The sequence below is a fragment of the Streptomyces sp. CNS606 genome, assembly GCF_000426325.1.
In genome coordinates, this window is the sequence record NZ_AUFD01000006.1 from 343034 (window position 1) to 362219 (window position 19186).

Here is a 19186-nt window from a genome sequence, read left to right on the forward strand (position 1 = left end):
CGGTAGCCTGCCACCGCACACCACAGGCGGCGGCACGACGGAGGAGCCACGGAGATGGCCGAACACACCAGCTCGAGCATCACCATCGAGGCGGCACCCGCCGAGGTGATGGGGGTGATCTCCGACTTCGCGCGCTACCCCGAGTGGACCGGCGAGGTGAAGGAGGCGGAGGTCGTCTCCACCGACGACCTCGGGCGGGCGGAACAGGTCCGGCTGCTGCTCGACGCCGGGGCGATCAGGGACGAGCACACCCTCGCGTACGACTGGGTCGACGAGAACGAGGTGCACTGGTCGCTGGTGAAATCGCAGATGCTGCGTTCCCTGGACGGCTCCTACCGGCTGCACCCGGTGGCCGGCGGCGACCGCACCGAGGTGACGTACCAGCTGACCGTGGACGTCAAGATCCCCATGCTCGGCATGATCAAGCGCAAGGCGGAGAAGGTCATCATCGACCGCGCCCTGGACGGGCTGAAGAAGCGGGTCGAGGCGCTGGGCACGTGAGTGCCGACGGCCTCTCCGGACGTCCGCGGCTGCTGCTGGTCACGGGCACCGGCGGCGCCGGCCGCACCACGGTCGCGGCGGCGACGGCGCTGGCCGCCGCGCGGGACGGCGCCCGCACGCTGCTGCTGAGCACCGAGGAGGACGGGGTCCTCGAACGGGTGCTGGGCGCACGGATACCCGCCGGGGAACCGGCCGAGGCCGAGCCCGGCACCGGCCTCTGGGCCGCACGCGTCGACCCGGACGCCGAACTCCGCGCGCTGGCCGCCCTCCTGCGCGAACGCGGCGACACGCTGCTGCGGTTCACCGGCGCGGAGGCGCTGGACGACGACGAGCTCACGCCCCTGCCCGGCGCGGAGGAGTTCGCGGTGCTGCGGGCCGTGCGACGGGCCGCGGCCCAGGGCTGGACGGGAACCGGGAGCCGGGCGCGGTGGGACGCCGTCGTGGTGGATCTGCCGCCCGTGGAGCGGGCTCTGCGGACGCTCGCGCTCCCGGACCAGGTCCGGCGGTACCTGGACCGGCTGCTGCCGCCGCAGAAACAGGCCGCCCGCGCGCTGCGCCCGCTGCTGGCCGGGCTGGCGGGTGTCCCGATGCCGCCGCCGGGCCTGTATGCCGGGGCGGACCGGTTCCGTGCCGAACTCGCCGACGTGGCCGGGGTGCTGGCGGCCCCGGGGACGGCGGTGCGGCTGGTCGCCGAGCCCGGCGACGCGGCCGTGGAGCGGCTGCACTCGGCGCGGGCCGCGCTGGCCCTGTACGGGCTGCGGTGCGACACAGTGGTCGCCAACCGCGTCCTGCCGACCCGCTCGCGTGACCCGTTCCTGGCCGCGCTGTCGGGTGAACAGCAGGCCGCGCTGAAGGCGTTGCGCGCGCACCCGGTGCGCGGGCTCCCGGTGCGGGAGGTGCCGCACCTGGGGCGTGCGCCGCTGGGGACGGCGGACCTGGCAGAGCTGGCGGAGCTTGCGGACCTCGTCGGCTCCCCGGACTCCGCGGCCTCCCCGGATGCCGCCGAGCCGCCGCGAGGCGGCGTTTTCGTCCCCGGCCGGAGCGGCGCGCCGGGCACGGTGGAGGACAAGCGCGCCGCCGAGGGGAGGCTGCACTGGCGGCTGCCGCTGCCGGGCGCGCGGAAGGAAGCACTCGGGCTGGTACGACGCGGGGACGAACTCGTCGTCGGAGTCGGCCCGCACCGGCGCACGCTGCCCCTGCCGTCGGCGCTGCGGCGCTGCCGGGTGACCGGGGCCGCGTTCGAGAACGGCGAGCTGTGCGTGCGGTTCGAGCCGGATCCGTCGCTGTGGCCCGAGCGGCCCGACGACCCCACGGAGGGCGGTGCCGACAGCACGGCCGCCGGCACCGCGGAGGACTCCGCGCAGGGCTGAGCCGGAAGGCGGGTCCGGTACCGTCGGAGGAAGAAGCCGACCCAGCACGGGAGCCCCACGATGAGCGATGCCTTCGAGCGGAACGACGCCGACGCCTGGGCCGAGGCGTGCGAGGAGGACCTCGCCGCGGAGCGGGAGCGGCGGCGTGCCGCATACGGTCCACAGCCGGTCAGCGCCTCGGAGGAGCTGCGGCGGCTGGCCGACGCCGTGTCCGCGAAGGTCACGGAGATCGGCAAGCCCTTCGCCGGGACGCCGGGCGGCTTCGCCGCCCAGGGGTTCGCCCAGCAGTTCCTGGCGCAGGCGCGTGCCGTGGTGGAGCCGGTCGTCGAGCGCAACCCGCAGATCTTCGACCACCTCGCGACGGCGGGGAACGAGATCGCGGCCGCCTACCGCGCGGCCGTGCAGGGGCAGGAGCAGCGCTGGTCGGCGGACCTGCGTCCGCAGGACGCGGCCCCCGCGCCGCGCGGCGACGAGCCCCGCCCCGAAGGCGTGGACCGCCCCGACGGCCCGGACCGGCCGGGAGACGTGAACCGCCCCGAGGGGCCGGACGGCGCGAAGGGCACCCGCCCGACGGACCGGCGGGACGACGACGACGGCCCCGCCGGCCCGGAACGCATCGACCTCGACTGACGGCGCCCCAGCCGTTCCCTCCGCCGCGTCCCTTCCCCGCGTCCCACTCCCCGGCGGCGTGCGCTGCGCCACACACCCCTCCGGTACCCTCGTGCGCAGCGGGGATCGACGGAACAACTGAGGGACACATGGGACTCACCATCGGCGTCGACATCGGCGGTACGAAGATCGCGGCCGGCGTGGTCGACGAAGAGGGCTCGATCCTCGAGACGTGCAAGGTTCCGACCCCGCCCACCGCCGAAGGCGTCGTCGACGCCATCGCGGACGCGGTCCGTACGGTCAGCGCGGAACACACGGTGGAAGCGGTCGGCATCGGCGCCGCAGGGTACGTCGACGACAAGCGCGCGACGGTCCTCTTCGCCCCCAACATCGCCTGGCGCCACGAGGCGCTCAAGGACAAGGTCGAGCAGCGCGTCGACCTGCCGGTCGTGGTGGAGAACGACGCGAACGCCGCGGCCTGGGGCGAGTACCGCTTCGGCGCGGGCCAGGGCCACGACGACGTCGTCTGCATCACCCTGGGCACCGGGCTGGGCGGCGGCATCGTGATCGGCGGGCGGCTGCACCGCGGACGCTTCGGCGTGGCGGCGGAGTTCGGCCACATCCGGGTCGTCCCGGACGGACTGCTGTGCGGCTGCGGCAGTCAGGGCTGCTGGGAGCAGTACGCCTCCGGCCGCGCACTGGTGCGCTACGCGCGGCAGCGGGCCGCCGCGACTCCCGAGAACGCCGAGATCCTCCTCAAGCTGGGCGACGGCACTCCGGACGGTATCGAGGGGCGGCACGTCAGCCAGGCCGCACGGGCGGGCTGCCCCGTCGCGGTCGACGCGTTCCGCGAGCTGGCGCGCTGGGCCGGTGCCGGGCTGGCCGACCTGGCCTCGCTGTTCGACCCGTCCGCGTTCATCGTGGGTGGCGGCGTCTCGGACGAGGGTGACCTCGTGCTGGAGCCGATCCGCAAGTCGTTCCGCCGCTGGCTGGTCGGCGGCAACTGGCGCCCGCACGCGCAGGTGCTGTCCGCCCAACTCGGCGGTGAGGCGGGCCTGGTGGGCGCCGCCGACCTGGCGCGTCAGGGCTGATCGAGCGGCCGGCCACGGCGTACGCTGCGGCGTATGACACCTGCTTCGGTACTCGCCGACCTGCCCGGGTCGCGCACCGAACCGGACGGCTCCGCCGTGGTGCGGCTGCTCAGCTACAACGTCCGCTCCCTGCGGGACGACGTGGGGGCGCTCGCCCGGGTCATCCGGGCGTGCGCCCCCGACGTCGTGTGCGTGCAGGAGGCGCCGCGCTTCTTCCGCTGGCGCAAGCACGCGGCGCGGCTGGCGCGGGAGTCCGGCCTGGTCCACGTCACGGGCGGGGCGACCGCCGCCGGGCCCATGATCCTGGCGTCGCTGCGCGCCCACGTCGAGGACGCCGAAGACCTGCTGCTGCCGCTGACGCCAGGGCTTCACCGGCGCGGGTTCGCCACCGCCCGGCTCCGCTTCGGACCGGAGCGGCCCGGAGGACCGTGCGCCCGGCTGGGCGTGCTGAGCACGCACCTCAGTCTCCAGAAGGACGAGCGGTACGCGCAGGCCGGCATGCTGCTGGAGCGCCTGACCGAGATGCGGCGGCGGACCCCGTACGCCGTGGCTGCGGGCGACCTCAACGAACGGCCGCGCGGCCGGGCCTTCCGCCGGCTCACGGACGCCCTGCAGGACGGCTGGGCGACGAAGCCGTGGGGCGGGGAGCACACCTCGACCCCGTCGGACCCGCACCAGCGCATCGACGCCGTGCTGGCGTCGCCGGACGTGGAGGTGCTGGGCTGCGGCGTGCCGAAGGGGCTGCCGGGCGTGACCGAACGGGACCTGCGGGCGGCCACCGACCACCTGCCGGTGCTGGCGGCGCTCCGCGTACCGGCCTCCGCGCCGTGCGGGGACGGCGGGCGGCCGACGGACGGCTGACGCCGGGCGGGTGTGGCCCGGTCAGCCGTCGCCGCCCGCCCGGGCGCGCTCGCGGCGCAGTTCGATCGCGACCAGCCAGCCGGTGAGCAGCGCCACCGCGGTGAAGACGAACAACAGGGTCAGCACGGTCGGTTCCCCCTCCTACCGTCGCCCGCGCCAGCTGCTCCGGCTGCGGGCGCCCCATCGTCGCAGGGAACGGGCCCGCGGCGCACTTCCGTTTACCGGCAGCGTCCGTCGCCCGGCGGTTGCCGGGATCGTCCGTGCGGGCAGGACCGCGGCGGACCCGGAAGGGCCGCAGGTCAGACGACCGCGCCGCCGCCGGGGTCGCCCAGGTCGTCGTCGTGGTCGTCGCGGAGCCGGGTCAGCAGGGTGGCGAAGCCGGCGAGGAAGCCGCCGACGCCGAGCGTGACGATCCACCACGACATGTAGACGTCGAACAGCACCGCCCCGATGAGCAGCAGGGGGCCGCCGAGCGCGCCGAGCCACCCGAACTTGGTGGTGGCGTCGGTCTCCGGCAGCGGTGGCGGCTCCGGTGGCGTGAAGTGGTCGTCGTCCTCGGTGTCCGGGCGCTCCCAGTCGCGGGGGCCGGTGCCGGCGGCGTACACGGTGAAGCTGCGGGCGGGCCGGTCGGCCGGCCCGGCCTGCGTCTCCTCCGCTTCGCCCGCCCGCTCGCGGTCCCGGGCGTCGCGGTCCTCGTCCGCACCGCCGGGCGCCTCGCCGGACTCGTCCTCGGGCCGGTCGTGGGGCCGGTCGTCGGGCCGGTCGTCGGGCTCGTCGCCGTAGGCGGCGACGATCTGCGCCCACGCCGCCTCCTCGTCGGCAGGCAGTGCGGGCTCCCGCTCCTCGCCGGAACCGCCCGCGCCCTCCTTACGCTCCGTCACGTGCCGTCGTCCTCGCTGAGATCCGGGAGATGAAGCCGTGGGTGTCCGCGAAGATCCGCTCCGCGTCGTGGTCCAGGGTCGCCACGTGGTAGCTGTCCTCCAGCACCGTCTCGGTCACGTCCGCGGAAGAGACGAGGGAGAGGATCAGCGCCGAGTCGGACGGCGGCACCACGTGGTCGGTGCGGCTGTGCAGCAGCAGCAACGGCTGGGTGACCTCCGGGAGTTCGGTGCGCAGCCGGCGGAAGAAGTTCCGCAGCGAGTAGGCGGCGTGCAGCGGCACCCGGTTGTAGCCGATCTCGTGCGAACCCTCCTTGGCGATGTCGTCGGTCAGCCCGCGGGTGGAGCGCACCAGCTGCCGCAGGACCGGCAGCGCGTACCCCTCGAGACGGGGGAAGGTGCTCGCCGGATTGACCACGACCACGCCGCCGACGTCGTCGCCGTGCTTGGCGGCCAGGCGCAGCGCCAGCGCGCCGCCCATGGACAGGCCGCAGACGAAGACCTCCGAGCAGCGGGCGCGCAGCGAGCGCAGCTCGCGGTCGACCGTCGCGTACCAGTCCTCCCAGCCGGTGACCTGGAGGTCCTCCCAGCGGGTGCCGTGGCCGGGCAGCAGCGGCAGCGACACGGTGTATCCGCGGTCCGCCAGATGGCGCGCCCAGGGACGCAGCGACTGCGGCGAGCCGGTGAAACCGTGACACAGCAGGACGCCGGTCTGCGAGCCGTCGTGACGGATCGGCTCGGCTCCGGGAAGGATCGGCACCGCGGGTCTCCCTTCGCACCACATCGCGGGAAGGACGTCGGACGGTGCCACCCTACGCGTGCGCGGGGTGACCCGGGTAGCACACCGCCTGCGGCGGTGTCCGCGGCGCGCGCGGGGATACCGGCGGCTGCGCGGGATATGGTCGGTTCCGTCAGGTACAGGAGGTCCTCGGGTGTTCTACGGAGCGATGAAGCTGTCTGTCGGCAGTTCGCTGAAGCTCGTCTTCCGCCCCTGGGTGGAAGGGCTGGAGAACGTGCCGGCGACCGGGCCTGCGATCCTGGCGAGCAACCACCTGTCGTTCTCGGACTCCTTCTTCCTGCCCGCGGTGCTGGACCGCAAGGTCACCTTCATCGCGAAGGCGGAGTACTTCACGGCACCGGGAGTGAAGGGGAAGCTCACCGCAGCCTTCTTCAAGGGCGTCGGTCAGCTGCCGGTCGACCGGTCCGGGGTGCGCGGCGCGGGCGAGGCCGCGATCCGCAGCGGGCTGAGCGTGCTGGAGAAGGGCGAGCTGTTCGGCATCTACCCGGAGGGCACGCGCTCGCCGGACGGGCGGCTCTACCGCGGCAAGCCGGGGGGCCTGTCACGGGTCGCCCTGCGGTCCGGGGCCCCGGTGATCCCGGTCGCGATGATCGACACGGAGAAGATCCAGCCGCCCGGACAGATCCGGCCCAAGCTCATGCGGCCGGGCATCCGCATCGGCCGCCCGCTCGACTTCAGCCGCTACCAGGGCATGGAGAACGACCGGTTCATCCAGCGTTCCGTCACCGACGAGGTGATGTACGAGATCTGGAAGCTGTCCGGCCAGGAGTACGTCGACATCTACGCCACGGCGGCGAAGCGGCAGATCGCGGACGCGGCGAAGGCTGCGGCAGAGGCGCAGAAGGCGCAGGCTGCCGAGCAGACCCGGAAACCGGAGTCGGCGCAGGCGGCCGGCGCGGCGGAACCGGCCGCGGAGCGGCCGACGCGGAAGCCGGAGGGCACGCCCGCGGCGGGCGAACGGGCCGGGCACGACCCGCAGGGTGAGCCGGGGAAGCACGGCGAGAGAAGGAACGCCGCGTAGCGCACGCGGTGCACGAGGGGGGATTCGGATGCCGGCGAGGATGTCGGTGGAACAGCCGCTGTGGCGGGCCCTGACGGGCTACCGCCTGCTGAGCGCGGCCTACGCGGCGGGCCTGTGCGTCCTGGCCTACGACCACTACGTGCGCCCGTACCTCGCGGTCGGCTTCGTGGCGCTGCTGGTGGTGTGGACGCTGGCGACGGCCACCCGCACGGTGTCCGCCGCCCGGTGCGGCTACCCGTTCCTGGTCTGTGAGCTGACCATCGCGCTCACCGGCATCGTGCTGACCCGCTTCACCGAGACGATGGCGCGGGTGGAGAGCGGCATCAACACGCTGCCGTCCATCTGGTCGGCCGGGGCCGTACTGGGCTTCGCGATCAAGGGCGGGTGGCGGTGGGCGGCGGGCGCCTCGGTGCTGGTCGGCGTCGCCAACCTGGTCGAGCGCGGCGCACCGTCCCGCGACACCGTGCACAACGTGCTGCTGGTGTGCGTCGCGAGCATCGCCATCGGCTACGTCGTCGAGGTCGCGCGGGCCAGCGAGCGGACCCTGGCCCGCGCGCTCCAGATCGAGGCGGCCACCCGCGAACGCGAGCGGCTCGCCCGCGACATCCACGACGGCGTCCTCCAGGTGCTGGCCATGGTGCAGCGCCGCGGCAGTTCGCTGGGCGGGGAGGCGGCGGAGCTGGGACGCCTGGCGGGCGAGCAGGAGGTCGCGCTGCGCGCGCTGGTCTCCGGCGGCCCGCCGCCGCTGCCCGCTCCGGCGGCCGCTTACGCGGCGCAGGCCGTTGCCGGGCCGGAGCCGGGGCCGCACGGCGCGGCGGGCGGCCCCGGGGCCGTGGAACCGGGGGAGCCGTACGATCTGCGGAAGCTGCTCGCACGGCACGCCGGCGCCCTGGTCACCTTCTCCGAGCCGGGCACCCCGGTGCTGCTGGCGCCGGAGACGGCACGCGAACTGGCCGCGGCTGTCGGTGCCGCCCTGGACAATGTGCGGCAGCACGCCGGGGCGGACGCCAGGACGTGGATCCTGCTGGAGGACGAGCCGGACGCGGTGCTGGTGACCGTCCGGGACGACGGTCCGGGCATTCCGGCCGGGCGTCTGGCCACGGCCGAGGCGGAGGGCCGGATGGGCGTCGCGCTGTCGATCCGCGGCCGGCTCCGCGACCTGGGCGGGACGGCGGAACTGGTGTCGGTGCCGGGGCAGGGGACCGAGGTGGAGATGAGGGTGCCGAAGGATGGCTGAGGAAGCGACGGGCGAGCGGGAGCCGCTGCGGGTGATGGTGGTCGACGACCACCCGATGTGGCGGGACGCGGTCGCTCGCGACCTGGAGGCGGCGGGTTTCGCCGTGGTCGCGACCGCGGGCGACGGCCGTCAGGCCGTACGGCGGGCGCGGGCTGCCGTGCCGGACGTGCTGGTTCTGGACCTGAACCTGCCGGAGCTGCCCGGTGTCGAGGTCTGCCGTGAACTGGTGGGCGCCGACTCGGCGTTGCGGGTGCTGGTGCTGTCGGCGAGCGGGGAGCACGCGGACGTGCTGGAGGCCGTGAAGTCGGGCGCCACCGGCTATCTGGTGAAGTCGGCGAGCACCGAGGAGCTGATCGACGCGGTGCGGCGCACCGCCGCCGGCGACCCGGTGTTCACGCCGGGTCTGGCGGGGCTGGTGCTGGGCGAGTACCGCCGTCTGGCCACCGAACCGCCCGCCGCGGCGCCGGACGAGCCGGGAGTGCCGCAGCTCACCGATCGGGAGACCGAGGTGCTGCGGCTGGTCGCCAAGGGGCTGAGCTACAAGCAGATCGCGGAGCGCCTGGTGATCTCGCACCGCACGGTGCAGAACCACGTGCAGAACACCCTGGGCAAGCTCCAGTTGCACAACCGCGTGGAGCTGGTGCGGTACGCGATCGAGCGCGGCCTCGACGACGGCTGAACTGCCGATCCGCTCCCGCCCGGCGCCGTAGCGGTCGCTCGTACGGGTGAGAGTGGGCGCCCCCTTCCCGCCCGGCGCCGGGAATGTCGCACTCCCCCATCCCGTTGTGACCTGGATCACCGCTAGCGTGGCCGCTGTGCGTCGGCGGTCACGCGGAGAGGTCACGCGGAGAAGGGAGATCCCATGCGGGTCGGAGTGCTCACCGGCGGGGGCGACTGCCCCGGCCTGAACGCGGTCATGCGCGCCGTGGTCCGTAAAGGCGTCCAGGAGTACGACCACCGTTTCGTCGGCTTCCGCGACGGCTGGCGCGGCGTGGTCGAGGGCGACACCATGCCGCTGGACATCCCGGCGGTGCGGGGCACGCTGCCGCGCGGCGGGACCATTCTGGGCTCCTCGCGCACCAACCCCTTCCAGCAGGAGAACGGCGTCCGCCGCATCCAGGAGAACCTGGCGAAGGCCGAGGTCGACGGACTGATCGCGATCGGCGGAGAGGACACCCTCGGGGTCGCGGCCCGGCTCACGGACGAGTACGGCGTCCACTGCGTGGGCGTGCCCAAGACGATCGACAACGACCTGTCAGCGACGGACTACACCTTCGGCTTCGACACCGCCGTGCACGTGGCGACGGAGGCCATCGACCGGCTGCACACCACGGCCGAGTCGCACATGAGGGTGCTGGTGGTGGAGGTGATGGGCCGGCACGCGGGCTGGATCGCGCTGCACTCGGGGCTGGCCGGCGGCGCCAACTGCATCCTCATCCCGGAGCACCCGTTCGACGTGGACGAGGTGTGCGGCTGGGTGCGGTCGCGGTTCAAGGCGAGCTACGCGCCGATCGTGGTGGTGGCGGAGGGAGCCGTCCCGCGGGACGGCGGCATGGTCCTCAAGGACGACTCCCTCGACTCCTTCGGACACGTGCGCCTGTCCGGCGTCGGCGAGTGGCTGGCCAAGGAGATCGAGCAGCGCACCGGCAAGGAGGCCCGCACGACGGTGCTCGGGCACATCCAGCGCGGCGGCACGCCGAGCGCGTTCGACCGCTGGCTCGCCACCCGTTTCGGCCTGCACGCGATCGACGCCGTGCACGAGGGCGACTGGGGCACCATGGTCGCGCTGCGCGGCACCGACATCGTCCGGGTGCCGCTGGCCGACGCCACGGCCCGGATCAAAACGGTGCCGCCCGCGCTCTACGAGGAGGCCGGCGTCTTCTTCGGCTGACGGGCCGCCGGCCGCACCCCGGCGGCCCCAACCGGTGTGGGGACGGCCGTCCCCACACCGCGCCGCTCCCGGCGGCCTCCCCGACTATTCCGCCCGGTTCCAGTGGTAGAGGAATCCGGCACCCGCGGCGGCGGCGCTCGCGACGCCGCATGCGATGCCCCAGCCGCCGCTGTGCGGCAGCACGAGGAGCGGCGTGAGCAGCGCGTACGCCAGGAAGAACAGCCCGAGCACACCCGGACGCGTGGCGAGGGGCCAGACGGGGCCGAAGTCGACGTCGCGCCCGCCGGCTCCCTGGGACGCCACCGCCCGCGCCTGCCCGCGCGCCTCGACCTCGCGGCACCTCGCGACGGCCACGGATCCGTGCAGCCGCCGGCCCTCCGGGGCGACGAACACGGCCGGGGCCTTCCCGCCGGCGCCGCCGGCGCCGGCCGGCTCCCACAGCACGCTGCCCTGCTGTCCCTGGAGGGCGGCAGCGGCGGCCCGTGCCGAGCCGCCCGCCGGCTCGAACGGCATCTCCACACCGTCGCCGCGCAGCAGGAGGCCCGGAGGGCCGTCCGGCGCGGTGGCGTGCCGCACATGACCGTCGATGGTCACCGGTAGGGCCACCGGTGTTCCCGCGGCCTTCTCCACCCGGAACCCGGCGGCGCCGCGCACCGCGCGGAAGGCGAGCCACAGCGTCCCGGCGCCCCAGGCGACGAGCACCGCTACCCACGCGCGGAAGGTGAGGGGCAACCCCGCGAGTTCCTGCTCCAGTTGACTGCGCTCCTCGTCGGCGACCGGCCGCAGCCCGAGGTCCTCGGGCGCGTACGCGACGTACAGGGTGTCTCCTTCACCCAGGTACGCGCTGCTGAGCACCTCGACGCGGACCGAGCGCCCGTCGGCGGCCTCGGCGCCGCCGACGCCGCTCACCGGCAGCCGCACGTCGTAGACGGCGCGATAGTCGTCGTAGCGCCCCTTGCCCGTCTTGCCCTGCGGGTCCACCGCCTCGACAGGCGCGGCGACGACGCGGGCTCCCGCGGCGGAGATCTTCTCCGCGTCGCCCGCCTCCTGCAGTGCGGAGGCCCCGAGCCCGACCAGCAGCGCCAGGTAGGCGGGGCCGGCCAGCGCGGGAACCACCGCCTGCCACCGGCGACTCGGCGCACCCCCCACCCCGAGACGCCACGCGGCCCGGTACGCGCTCCGGACGTCGGTGCCCCGGGCCGAGACCTGCACCAGAAGCACGGCGGCGAAGCACAGGACGAGGGCACCGGCGCACCACCACGTGAGGGCGGCCCGCAGTGCGGGATCCCCGACGCAGAGCCATACCGCCGCCTGCCCGGCCAGTGCCGCCGTCCCGAGCGCGCCGACCACCCGGCCCAGCGTCACGGCCGGCCGGACCGCGCTCTCTCCCCCGCCGTCCGGCGCATTCATCCTTGCCTCCCGCATACCGGCGCCCCGCCCGTACGGGTCCGGGGCACCCCCGTCGCCACTCATCCGAACTCCGACTGAAGGGTGGTGTTGTCCGCATGCCCGCGCGCAGCGGCGGCGTTCCGTTCGTTCTCGGCCCGCATCTCCTCACGCGTGGGCCCGGCCGGTTCGTCCGCGTCCGCGTCCGCGTCCTTGGCATCGTTCGCTTCTTCGCCGAAGAAGATACCCGCAGGCTTGCCCAGCGCCAGGTCTGCGGCGTCGCTGTAGTGATCCCGCCCCACCTCGGGCTGCACCGCCCCGTCCGACGCCGTGTCAGAGGAGCCGTCGCCGGGCGCCGGATCGGACGTGCCCGTCCCGGTCGGCGCCTCCGGGGCCGCAGGAGCGAAGTTGTCCATGGCCAGGTGCTTCAGCCCACCACCGGCTCCGCCTCCCGCGGCTCCTCCCGCGGCGCCGATCAACATCTGGGAGGCGTCGAACTTCTCACCATGAATCAGGTTGTTCGCCGTGTCTCCGCCCAGGCTGCCCAAGGCGCCACCCAGGGCTCCCTCGCCCACGTTGCGGGCCATGCCCTCGCCGACGTTGCCCAGCAACTTTCCGGCGACTGCACCACCCGCCATGCCAAAGCCGGCATTGACGAGGTTCTTGTCCCACTCGCTCCCCTTGCCGCTCAACAGGCTGGTGGTGACGTTCGCGCCGTATTCGATGCCGAACTGGAAGAGGTACTTCGCAGACCTGCTCCCCCGCGTCACGGTGCTCAGGAGCTTGAAGGTCTTGGCGATGGCGGACAGCAGGCGTCCCAGGCGTGCGGCGGCGGCCGTCGCCTGCGCAGCGAGACGTGCGGCATTCGCGGCACCGGCTGCCGCAGAGAACCCGAGCGTGATGAAGGAGGTGGCGACCGACGCGGCGATCGTCACACCGATCTCGATGTAGATCTGGTGAATCTCATCGTTGACCTTCTCGATGTTGTCCGCCGCGTCTTCAAGCCCTTTGGCGGCGTCGTCGAAGATGTCCTGCGACTCCTCGATGGACTTCTTGACCGTCTCCCAGTGAGCCAGAAAGGCATCAGCGGCGGGACCTCGCCATTCCGTGCCGTGTTTGGCGCGGATTTTCCGGTCCATCTCCACAGCGAACGTGTCGAGATGCGTACCCATGTCCCGCCACGCCTTCGCGGCGTCCTTCAGAACGTCAGGCCGACCGCCCGGGTTGATGAGTTCGAGCCCGGCTTCGTAGACCTTCTCTACGGCACCCTCTTCGGCCATGTCGCCCCCGCGTTCGTCGTCTCGGATCTCGGTGCCGTTCCACGCCCCCGCTGCTGCCGGTCCGTAGGACAGCGGCCGGCGGCCGGGCACCGGCGACACTCTAACCGCCGCCTCGCGGAGGCTTTGTGCCCCCCTTGTGGAGGAACCTGCCCAGCTGGCAACGGAGTTCGGCCCTTACCGGATACGGCAGCCCGCCCCCGTCCGAACGGAGTCGGGGCACGCGCTAGCCTGGCCCACCGCACGACCTGACGGGGCCTGAGACTAGGGGGAGACCATGTCCGACGAGTTCTACATCGGCCACAGCGCATTGGAGGAGCTGTCCCGGGAATTCGGCAAGAGGGCCGAAAGCCTGGGAGAACAGCTCGCCAAGTTCAAACCGAAGACCGATTCCGAAGCCATTCACGACGGCTTCGGCATCCTGACGGAATCGGAGGAAATCACCAGCTCTTACATCGAACTGGCGGACAGCATGCGGGAAGCAGTCGAGGGCCTCCAGACACATCTCGACGACATCTCCGACGGTCTCAAGCAGAACAACAAGAACACCGAAGCGGCCGACGAAGCCATCGAGGACATGTTCAAGGGCAAGTAGCGGTCGGCCACACGCCGAACCGCCGGTCTGGGGAACGCTCGATACCGGTGGCTTCAACGGGTTCCCACGCCGCGAAGGACCTGGCCCAAGGGCGGGGGTTGACGAGGGCACCGTGGTTAGCGCTAGGCGGCACCGACATCCTCCGACCCACCGACACCCGGCCCGGCCCGAGACGGTGCCGCCCGCGCACTACGAGGAAGTCACCGCCTTCTCCGAACGGCCGTCTGCCGAGGCCGGGTTCAGGTCGGCCAGCAGGGCGGCGACGATTCCGGCTCCGTCGAGGGTGAGCACGGACTCCGGGTGGAACTGCACGCCGGCGAACCCCGGTCCGCGCAGCGCGTGCACGTCCCCGGTGGCAGGGTCACGGCTCATCTCGACCCCGTGGGCGGCGAGTTCGGCCGCGTGGCGGTCGCCGCAGCGGGCGGTGAAGGAGCTGTAGAAGCCGACAGTCTGCGGCGTGCCGAAGACGTCGACGGTCTCCTGGGCTCCCTGGAAGGGGCGTTCCTTCCGGACGAGTGCGATCCCGAGGGCGGCGGCGAGCATCTCGTGGCCCAGGCACACGCCGAGGACCGGCGGGCCCTCCCCGGCCGCCCGCCGGTCCAGCAGCTCGCGGGCGAGGCCGCCCAGCAGCCGGATCTTCGGGTCGCGGGTGTCCGTCGGATCGCCGGGGCCGGGGCCGAGGACGACCGGACCCGGGTGACGCAGCGTCTCCTCCCGCAGTCCGGGAACGTCGTAGCGGCGCACGATCACCTCGTGGCCGGACGTCCGCAGCAGGTGGGCGAGCATCGCCGTGAAGGCGTCCTCACCGTCGACGACGAGGGCCGGGCCACGGCTCGCCGCCCGGTCCGGTTCCTGCATCCGCAGCCAGAACGGCGCCAGCGCGGTGCGCCGTGCGGCGAGTGCCTCCTGCACGCGGGGGTCGTCGGCCAGCCGGGGCCGTTCCGTCGCCGTCCGGGCCGGGGCCTCGCGTACGCCCAGCGCGGTGAGGACGCCGGCCGCCTTGGCGTGTGTCTCCGCGACCTCGGAGGCGGGGTCCGAGCCCCGGACGAGCGTCGCGCCGACGCCCACCCGCAGCGCGCCGGTGGCCGCGTCGATGTCGGCGGTGCGGATCAGGATGGGCGAGTCGAGCGTCGGTCCTCCGTCGGCGTCGCGCCCGAGCAGGGCCAGCGCACCGGCGTAGTAGCCCCGGCCGCCCTGCTCGTGCCGGCGGATCACCCGGCAGGCGTTCTCCACGGGCGAGCCGGTGACGGTCGCGGCGAACATCGTCTCGCGCAGCACCTCGCGCACGTCGCGGGTGCTGCGGCCCCGGAGTTCGTACTCGGTGTGCGCCAGATGCGCCATCTCCTTGAGCCGTGGCCCGACGACCACTCCCCCGCGATCGCAGACGACGCTCATCATCTTGAGCTCCTCGTCGACGACCATCGACAGCTCCTCCGTCTCCTTGCGGTCGGCGAGGAAGTCGAGCAGCCCGTCCACGCTCGGCCCGGCGGCCGGATAGCGGTACGTGCCGCTGATCGGGTTCATCACCACCGTCCCGCCGGACATCCGCACGTGGGCCTCCGGGCTCGCCCCGATCAGCACCCGGTCGCCGGTGTGCACCACGAACGTCCAGTACGCGCCGCGTTCGCACGCGAGCAGCCGCCGGAACAGGGCCAGTGCGTCCGTGCGGCCGAACCCGTCGACCCGACCGCGGTAGGTCCGCCGTACGACGAAGTTCGCGCCCTCGCCCGTGGCGATCTCGTCGTGCAGCACCCGGCGCACGGTGTCCGCGTAGGCGTCGTCGTCCACGTCGAAGGCGCCGTCCCGCACGGCGACACGGTGACGCGGCAGCGCCGCGACCACGTCCGCCAGGGGCAGCTCGTGCTGCTCGTCGGCCGCAAGTACCGACAGGGGCGTGCCGTCGTCCACGGCGTCGCAGCCGCGCTCGGCGATCTGCCGGAACGGCACGAGCGCGAGGCAGCGGTCGGGCAGCTCCGCGAGGCTTCCGGCCTTACGGACGCTCCCGAGGAGGACTTCGACGGTGTCGTGGTCCCGCCCCGGGGCTCTCCTGCGGAGCAGGGCGAACGGCGGAGCATCGTCCGCCGTGAGCCGGGCGACGAGGTGGGCGGCGCTGGTGTTCACGGTGTTCCCTTCCGGGCTGTGGAGGGAACGGCCGCGAGCCGGTGGCGCCGGACACGCCGAAGGCCGCCCCTCGGGCGGCCTTCGCGTCGTCTGTGTGGTGCGCGCGCAGTCAGTGGGCCGCCGAGTGAGCGGTCCACCACCAGTTCATCGCGGGCTGCGCGTGCATGCCGTCACCCTACGGCACACCCCGGCCGTCCGCCTGCCCTGACACCGGTGCCCGGTGCACGCGGACGACCGGCGCTACAGGGGGGCCAGGCTCGGCCCGCGCCGGATACTCAGCGCCGTCACGGAGCTTTCGGTGGCCACCAGCAGTACGCCTTCCCTTCGCTCTGTCGCATCGTTCACCGTGCCCCCTCCCCGGGGGACGACTGGGGACCCTCGTCCGAAGCGTGTCCGGCATCCTCATCCCGCGACTCGGGAATCAGTTCGGACAACTCGGCCTCACGTTCCGCTGAAGCGCCGTAGAGGACGACGAGCCCGGCCACGAAAGCGATGACAGCGAGAACGATAGTCGCAATGATACCGACGCCGAGGGCGATGACTCCGAGGAGAAGCAAGATGAAAAGAGCCCAGCCGAATCCATCGACGTGCAGATCGGCCCTCCACTCCGGGAAGCGACGTATCTCCCGCAGCTTGCGGCGTGCGGCGATATGCGCCACTGATTCTCCGCTCTCCGGAACCGAATTCTGACCTGACTCGGCGACCTTCACGCAGCGCAGGTAGTAGCTCCCCGTAACCAGTACCCCCTTCCCCGCATCATCGCCAGACGCGATCCAGTACAGCATCATCGGAGAGCATTTCTGGCGCCCCTCAAGGACTTTGGCGACCCCCATCGGATCGATGCCTTTGCCGATCGCCGTCTCGATACGTTCGCCTGCGGGCCCCCGCTGCAGCAGGCAGGGATGAGGCTTGAGTTCGGGCTTGTCGTTGGGACCCGTCTTGTTGTAGTCCTTCGCCGACGGACTCTCCGCCAGGGTGGCCGTGCCGACAGCAGACCGAACGGGCAGATGCCGGACGCGCCCTTCCCGGAGGGCTCTTCTGACATGCCGCGGCAGACCGGGAGCGGTGTAGGCGAGAGCGGCTATGAGCAAGGCGGAGAAGATCGTCAGGATCATGTAGGGAAGGCCTGCCGATGGCCCTCCAGCCTTCTGTTCCACCTCTCCACGGTCCTCTTCAAGGAAGGCCCCCAGATCCGGCCTCGAAGGTGCGTACAGCGCCCAGACCTCGTCGCCGTTCTCGACTCGTTGGGGGGAATCGAACTCCCAAACCCTGGTTGCGTCGCCGTCGGTGTAGGGCACCGAAGCTCTCACTCTGACGCTGTAGTACCTCTCCCCCCGGCTGCCGCGTTCACGCTCACTCGACAGGACGTCGTCGACCTCCACGGTCGCGATGACGTGCCCCTCTTCAACCATCTGCAAGGCGACGGGCGATATGTTGATGATACCGGCCACGAAGTACATGAGCGCCATCAGCGAAACCGGTACGAACAACCCCCTCCACACAGCACGCAGGTCGGGCCACCAGGGCCGTGCCCCGACTTCACCGAATGCAGTGAACCTCTTTCCGCGCACCGTCACCAGGCACCCGACGACGCCGACTGCCGTCACGGCGAAGCAACCGATCAGATCCCAGCGCGGTGTCGCAGCCGAGAAACGCTCCGACATCATCACGAACAGTGCGATGAACCCCAAGGCTGCGAGCGTCAGCCACATCGCGACCGCACGAGAACCAGAGTTCATCCGAAATCCTCCTCCAACGCCCTGGTTTCGCCTCTGGTCACTTCACCGGTTCCCAGCGCCACTCCTCCGAGGATTCTCTCGTGACCCCCCTCAGCGACCCTCAACTCTAGGACGCTGCCCGTACATGTCCGACAGCGGGCAGGCGCTGTCGGTGACAGGGACGTGGCCGGGAGGACGGGTTCTGGGGCGCGGGACCCACGTCACAGTCGACACGCAGCGTGGGATCCTGTACCTGATGCAGACAGGGAAGCAAGCCCGATATCTGACATAACCGAATGTGCGTCAACTCTTCATCCATGTCGTCGATGTTCCGCCGAAGGCTCGCGGGCAACCGCATTCGATGGAAATCTCGACGCGGTGAAATGGTTGCCGAAGCCGGGCGGAGGCTATGGCCATCAAGGCGTATGACGTCGGCGGCGTGTTGCAGTGGGGCGGCCTCGCGGGTGTCCCGGCGTCCCTCCTGCTGCGCTATGTCGAGCCTGCCCCTCGATGGGACGTACTGGCGTGCATGGCGGTCTCGGCGCTCGGGCTCGTGGTGTCCTGGGTGGGCACACGCCACGGCCCGGCGACGGCCCCGGAGCCGCCCACGTCACGGGCGCCCTCGGCACCGACGGGTCGGCGGCCGACGGGTGACTGGTGGCCGGATCGCGCGCAGCGAAGGCACCTCGGTGTGCTGCTCGTCCTGGTGTCGGCAGCCCTCCTCCTCTTCGGCTCCGCACAGCACGTGACGCCTCAGCTCGCGGACGCGCGCGCCGGATCGGCACGCATCGCCCCGGTGACGGTCACCGAGGTGAGGGCGCAGAGTTCCAGCCCCGTACGCGGCGGAGGGACGACGTACACGTCGACCGTCTCGGTCGCCCTCGCCGATGCAGCGGCCGACGGCCAGGACACTCCCCTGCGCGGCACGATCAAGACTTCCGAACAGGTACGGCCGAACGGCACGCTCTGGGCGCTCTACCGCCCCGGTCGGGAGGAGGCCCACCTGACCGCGACACGCGGCGAACTGGTGGCGCTGCGGAGCGGCACCGTACGCCCGTCAGGTGTGCTGCTGGGCCTCTGTGCTGTCACCGCAGTGACGGGTCTGGCTCTGTTGCTCTGGCGTCGGGGCAAGCCGTACAGCGGAAATGAGACTCTGACGGACGCCCTACGCGATGGCGGTGTGCAGGCGCTCGCGGTAACCCTGAGCGGCACGGCGCCCGAGGGACGGAGGGAGTTGGGGGTCGGGCTGCGTCTGACGGCCCAGGACGGCGAGCGGTTGCTGTACGTCAGCCGCCATGTCGACGTGGAGCATCTCGCCGATGTGCTGTACGGCCGCACCGCATGGCTGTACTGGGAACGACCGCGGAACGGCGAGCCGCCACGTGAACGGCCGGGACGCAAGGGGGAGATGCTGCCCGCCGTTCTCGTGGTCGGCGGTGGTGACGAGGCGCGGTACGTGCGCGGCTGGATGCCCCGGAAGCCGGACTGGCCGATCGCTCAGGGGCAGGCCCTGGGAGCGATCGCTCCGGAATCGTGCCCGGCGGTGCCGCAACTGGGATCGGGGGCTGTTCGCCCGCCACGGTTCCGCCTCGGCGCGGTGGTGTGGCTGGGGCTGGCGGTGCTGGCGGCGGCGGTGGCCTTCCCGGTCGGCGGAGGCGGCAAGGAGCTTGTCCAGGTTGCCATCGTCGCCGTGGCTCTCTGCACCGTGTTGGGGATGCGCCTCCGACAGGCGAAATGGCGTCCCTCCGGACGCCGTCAGCAACGGCGAGAGGCGGAAGCCTCGGCGGAGGCGCGCTGAGGGCGACCGGCTGCGACAGCAGTGGCAGGAGGG

17 protein-coding genes are annotated in these 19186 nt (G+C 72.5%); 11 read left to right on the top strand and 6 right to left on the bottom strand.

Annotated features, from left to right (window positions below; all coding sequences use genetic code 11):
• Positions 1-54: 54 nt before the first annotated feature.
• From K304_RS0103330 to K304_RS0103350, 5 genes are all read left to right on the top strand, one after another.
• Positions 55-501, top strand: coding sequence for an SRPBCC family protein (locus K304_RS0103330; RefSeq protein WP_027762584.1), 447 nt, complete (start codon positions 55-57; stop codon positions 499-501).
• Entirely contained in the window at positions 498-1871 is a 1374-nt protein-coding gene (locus K304_RS27090; RefSeq protein ID WP_078528406.1) for an ArsA-related P-loop ATPase, read from the top strand. The genes K304_RS0103330 and K304_RS27090 overlap by 4 nt, the downstream gene beginning before the upstream one ends.
• A gap of 60 nt (positions 1872-1931) precedes the next feature.
• Positions 1932-2501, top strand: a complete 570-nt coding sequence (locus K304_RS0103340) for a DUF5304 domain-containing protein (protein WP_027762585.1) — start codon at positions 1932-1934, stop codon at positions 2499-2501.
• Positions 2502-2629: 128 nt separating this feature from the next.
• Positions 2630-3571 (top strand): ROK family glucokinase, encoded by a 942-nt coding sequence (locus tag K304_RS0103345; RefSeq protein ID WP_027762586.1) that lies wholly within the window; start codon positions 2630-2632, stop codon positions 3569-3571.
• A gap of 33 nt (positions 3572-3604) precedes the next feature.
• Positions 3605-4432 carry an endonuclease/exonuclease/phosphatase family protein gene (locus K304_RS0103350; protein ID WP_027762587.1) on the top strand — a complete coding sequence of 276 codons (828 nt, stop codon included), beginning with the start codon at positions 3605-3607 and terminating at the stop codon, positions 4430-4432.
• A 299-nt stretch (positions 4433-4731) separates the two neighbouring features.
• Here K304_RS0103350 and K304_RS0103360 read toward each other — a convergent pair whose 3' ends face one another.
• Positions 4732-5313, bottom strand: coding sequence for a hypothetical protein (locus tag K304_RS0103360; RefSeq protein WP_037789083.1), 582 nt, complete (start codon positions 5311-5313; stop codon positions 4732-4734).
• Positions 5300-6070 carry an alpha/beta fold hydrolase gene (locus K304_RS0103365; protein WP_027762589.1) on the bottom strand — a complete coding sequence of 257 codons (771 nt, stop codon included), beginning with the start codon at positions 6068-6070 and terminating at the stop codon, positions 5300-5302. The genes K304_RS0103360 and K304_RS0103365 overlap by 14 nt, the downstream gene beginning before the upstream one ends.
• A 187-nt stretch (positions 6071-6257) precedes the next feature.
• Here K304_RS0103365 and K304_RS27095 point away from each other — a divergent pair, with 187 nt between their 5' ends.
• The 4 genes from K304_RS27095 (at position 6258) to K304_RS0103385 (ending at position 10258) form a co-directional block, all read left to right on the top strand.
• The gene (locus K304_RS27095) at positions 6258-7130 is read left to right on the top strand and encodes a lysophospholipid acyltransferase family protein (RefSeq protein ID WP_078528448.1); all 873 of its coding nucleotides are present in this window, start codon (positions 6258-6260) and stop codon (positions 7128-7130) included.
• A 28-nt stretch (positions 7131-7158) separates the two neighbouring features.
• A complete protein-coding gene (gene macS, locus K304_RS0103375) occupies positions 7159-8367 on the top strand; it encodes a MacS family sensor histidine kinase (protein WP_486591555.1) in 1209 nt (402 codons plus the stop codon).
• The gene (locus K304_RS0103380) at positions 8360-9046 is read left to right on the top strand and encodes a response regulator (protein WP_027762591.1); all 687 of its coding nucleotides are present in this window, start codon (positions 8360-8362) and stop codon (positions 9044-9046) included. Before macS ends, K304_RS0103380 begins: the two co-directional genes overlap by 8 nt.
• 183 nt (positions 9047-9229) lie before the next feature.
• Positions 9230-10258 (top strand): 6-phosphofructokinase, encoded by a 1029-nt coding sequence (locus tag K304_RS0103385; RefSeq protein WP_027762592.1) that lies wholly within the window; start codon positions 9230-9232, stop codon positions 10256-10258.
• Between the two features lie 84 nt (positions 10259-10342).
• On the opposite strand, the gene K304_RS0103390 is transcribed toward K304_RS0103385, so the two are convergent.
• Entirely contained in the window at positions 10343-11668 is a 1326-nt protein-coding gene (locus K304_RS0103390; RefSeq protein ID WP_027762593.1) for a hypothetical protein, read from the bottom strand.
• A gap of 59 nt (positions 11669-11727) precedes the next feature.
• Entirely contained in the window at positions 11728-13014 is a 1287-nt protein-coding gene (locus K304_RS27100) for a WXG100 family type VII secretion target (RefSeq protein ID WP_486591556.1), read from the bottom strand.
• Between the two features lie 184 nt (positions 13015-13198).
• Between K304_RS27100 and K304_RS0103400 the strand changes: the two genes are divergently transcribed.
• A complete protein-coding gene (locus K304_RS0103400) occupies positions 13199-13516 on the top strand; it encodes a hypothetical protein (protein WP_027762594.1) in 318 nt (105 codons plus the stop codon).
• A gap of 189 nt (positions 13517-13705) precedes the next feature.
• Here the strand turns inward: K304_RS0103400 and K304_RS0103405 are convergent, their stop codons facing one another.
• Complete coding sequence (locus K304_RS0103405) at positions 13706-15637, bottom strand: anthranilate synthase family protein (RefSeq protein ID WP_027762595.1); 1932 nt, start codon at positions 15635-15637, stop codon at positions 13706-13708.
• Positions 15638-15978: 341 nt separating this feature from the next.
• A complete protein-coding gene (locus K304_RS0103410) occupies positions 15979-17376 on the bottom strand; it encodes a hypothetical protein (protein WP_158687292.1) in 1398 nt (465 codons plus the stop codon).
• Between the two features lie 388 nt (positions 17377-17764).
• On the opposite strand from K304_RS0103410, the gene K304_RS0103415 reads away from it, so the two are divergent.
• Entirely contained in the window at positions 17765-19153 is a 1389-nt protein-coding gene (locus tag K304_RS0103415) for a hypothetical protein (protein ID WP_027762597.1), read from the top strand.
• The last annotated feature ends 33 nt before the right edge of the window (positions 19154-19186 follow it).

Bases quoted from the DNA above. Each gene is read 5' to 3' on its own strand.
- K304_RS0103330 (WP_027762584.1), top strand. From the start codon at position 55: ATGGCCGAACACACCAGCTCGAGCATCACCATCGAGGCGGCACCCGCC.
- K304_RS0103340 (WP_027762585.1), top strand. From the start codon at position 1,932: ATGAGCGATGCCTTCGAGCGGAACGACGCCGACGCCTGGGCCGAGGCG.
- K304_RS0103345 (WP_027762586.1), top strand. From the start codon at position 2,630: ATGGGACTCACCATCGGCGTCGACATCGGCGGTACGAAGATCGCGGCC.
- K304_RS0103350 (WP_027762587.1), top strand. From the start codon at position 3,605: ATGACACCTGCTTCGGTACTCGCCGACCTGCCCGGGTCGCGCACCGAA.
- K304_RS27095 (WP_078528448.1), top strand. From the start codon at position 6,258: ATGAAGCTGTCTGTCGGCAGTTCGCTGAAGCTCGTCTTCCGCCCCTGG.
- macS (WP_486591555.1), top strand. From the start codon at position 7,159: ATGCCGGCGAGGATGTCGGTGGAACAGCCGCTGTGGCGGGCCCTGACG.
- K304_RS0103380 (WP_027762591.1), top strand. From the start codon at position 8,360: ATGGCTGAGGAAGCGACGGGCGAGCGGGAGCCGCTGCGGGTGATGGTG.
- K304_RS0103385 (WP_027762592.1), top strand. From the start codon at position 9,230: ATGCGGGTCGGAGTGCTCACCGGCGGGGGCGACTGCCCCGGCCTGAAC.
- K304_RS0103390 (WP_027762593.1), bottom strand. From the start codon at position 11,668: ATGAATGCGCCGGACGGCGGGGGAGAGAGCGCGGTCCGGCCGGCCGTG.
- K304_RS0103400 (WP_027762594.1), top strand. From the start codon at position 13,199: ATGTCCGACGAGTTCTACATCGGCCACAGCGCATTGGAGGAGCTGTCC.
- K304_RS0103410 (WP_158687292.1), bottom strand. From the start codon at position 17,376: ATGAACTCTGGTTCTCGTGCGGTCGCGATGTGGCTGACGCTCGCAGCC.
- K304_RS0103415 (WP_027762597.1), top strand. From the start codon at position 17,765: ATGGCCATCAAGGCGTATGACGTCGGCGGCGTGTTGCAGTGGGGCGGC.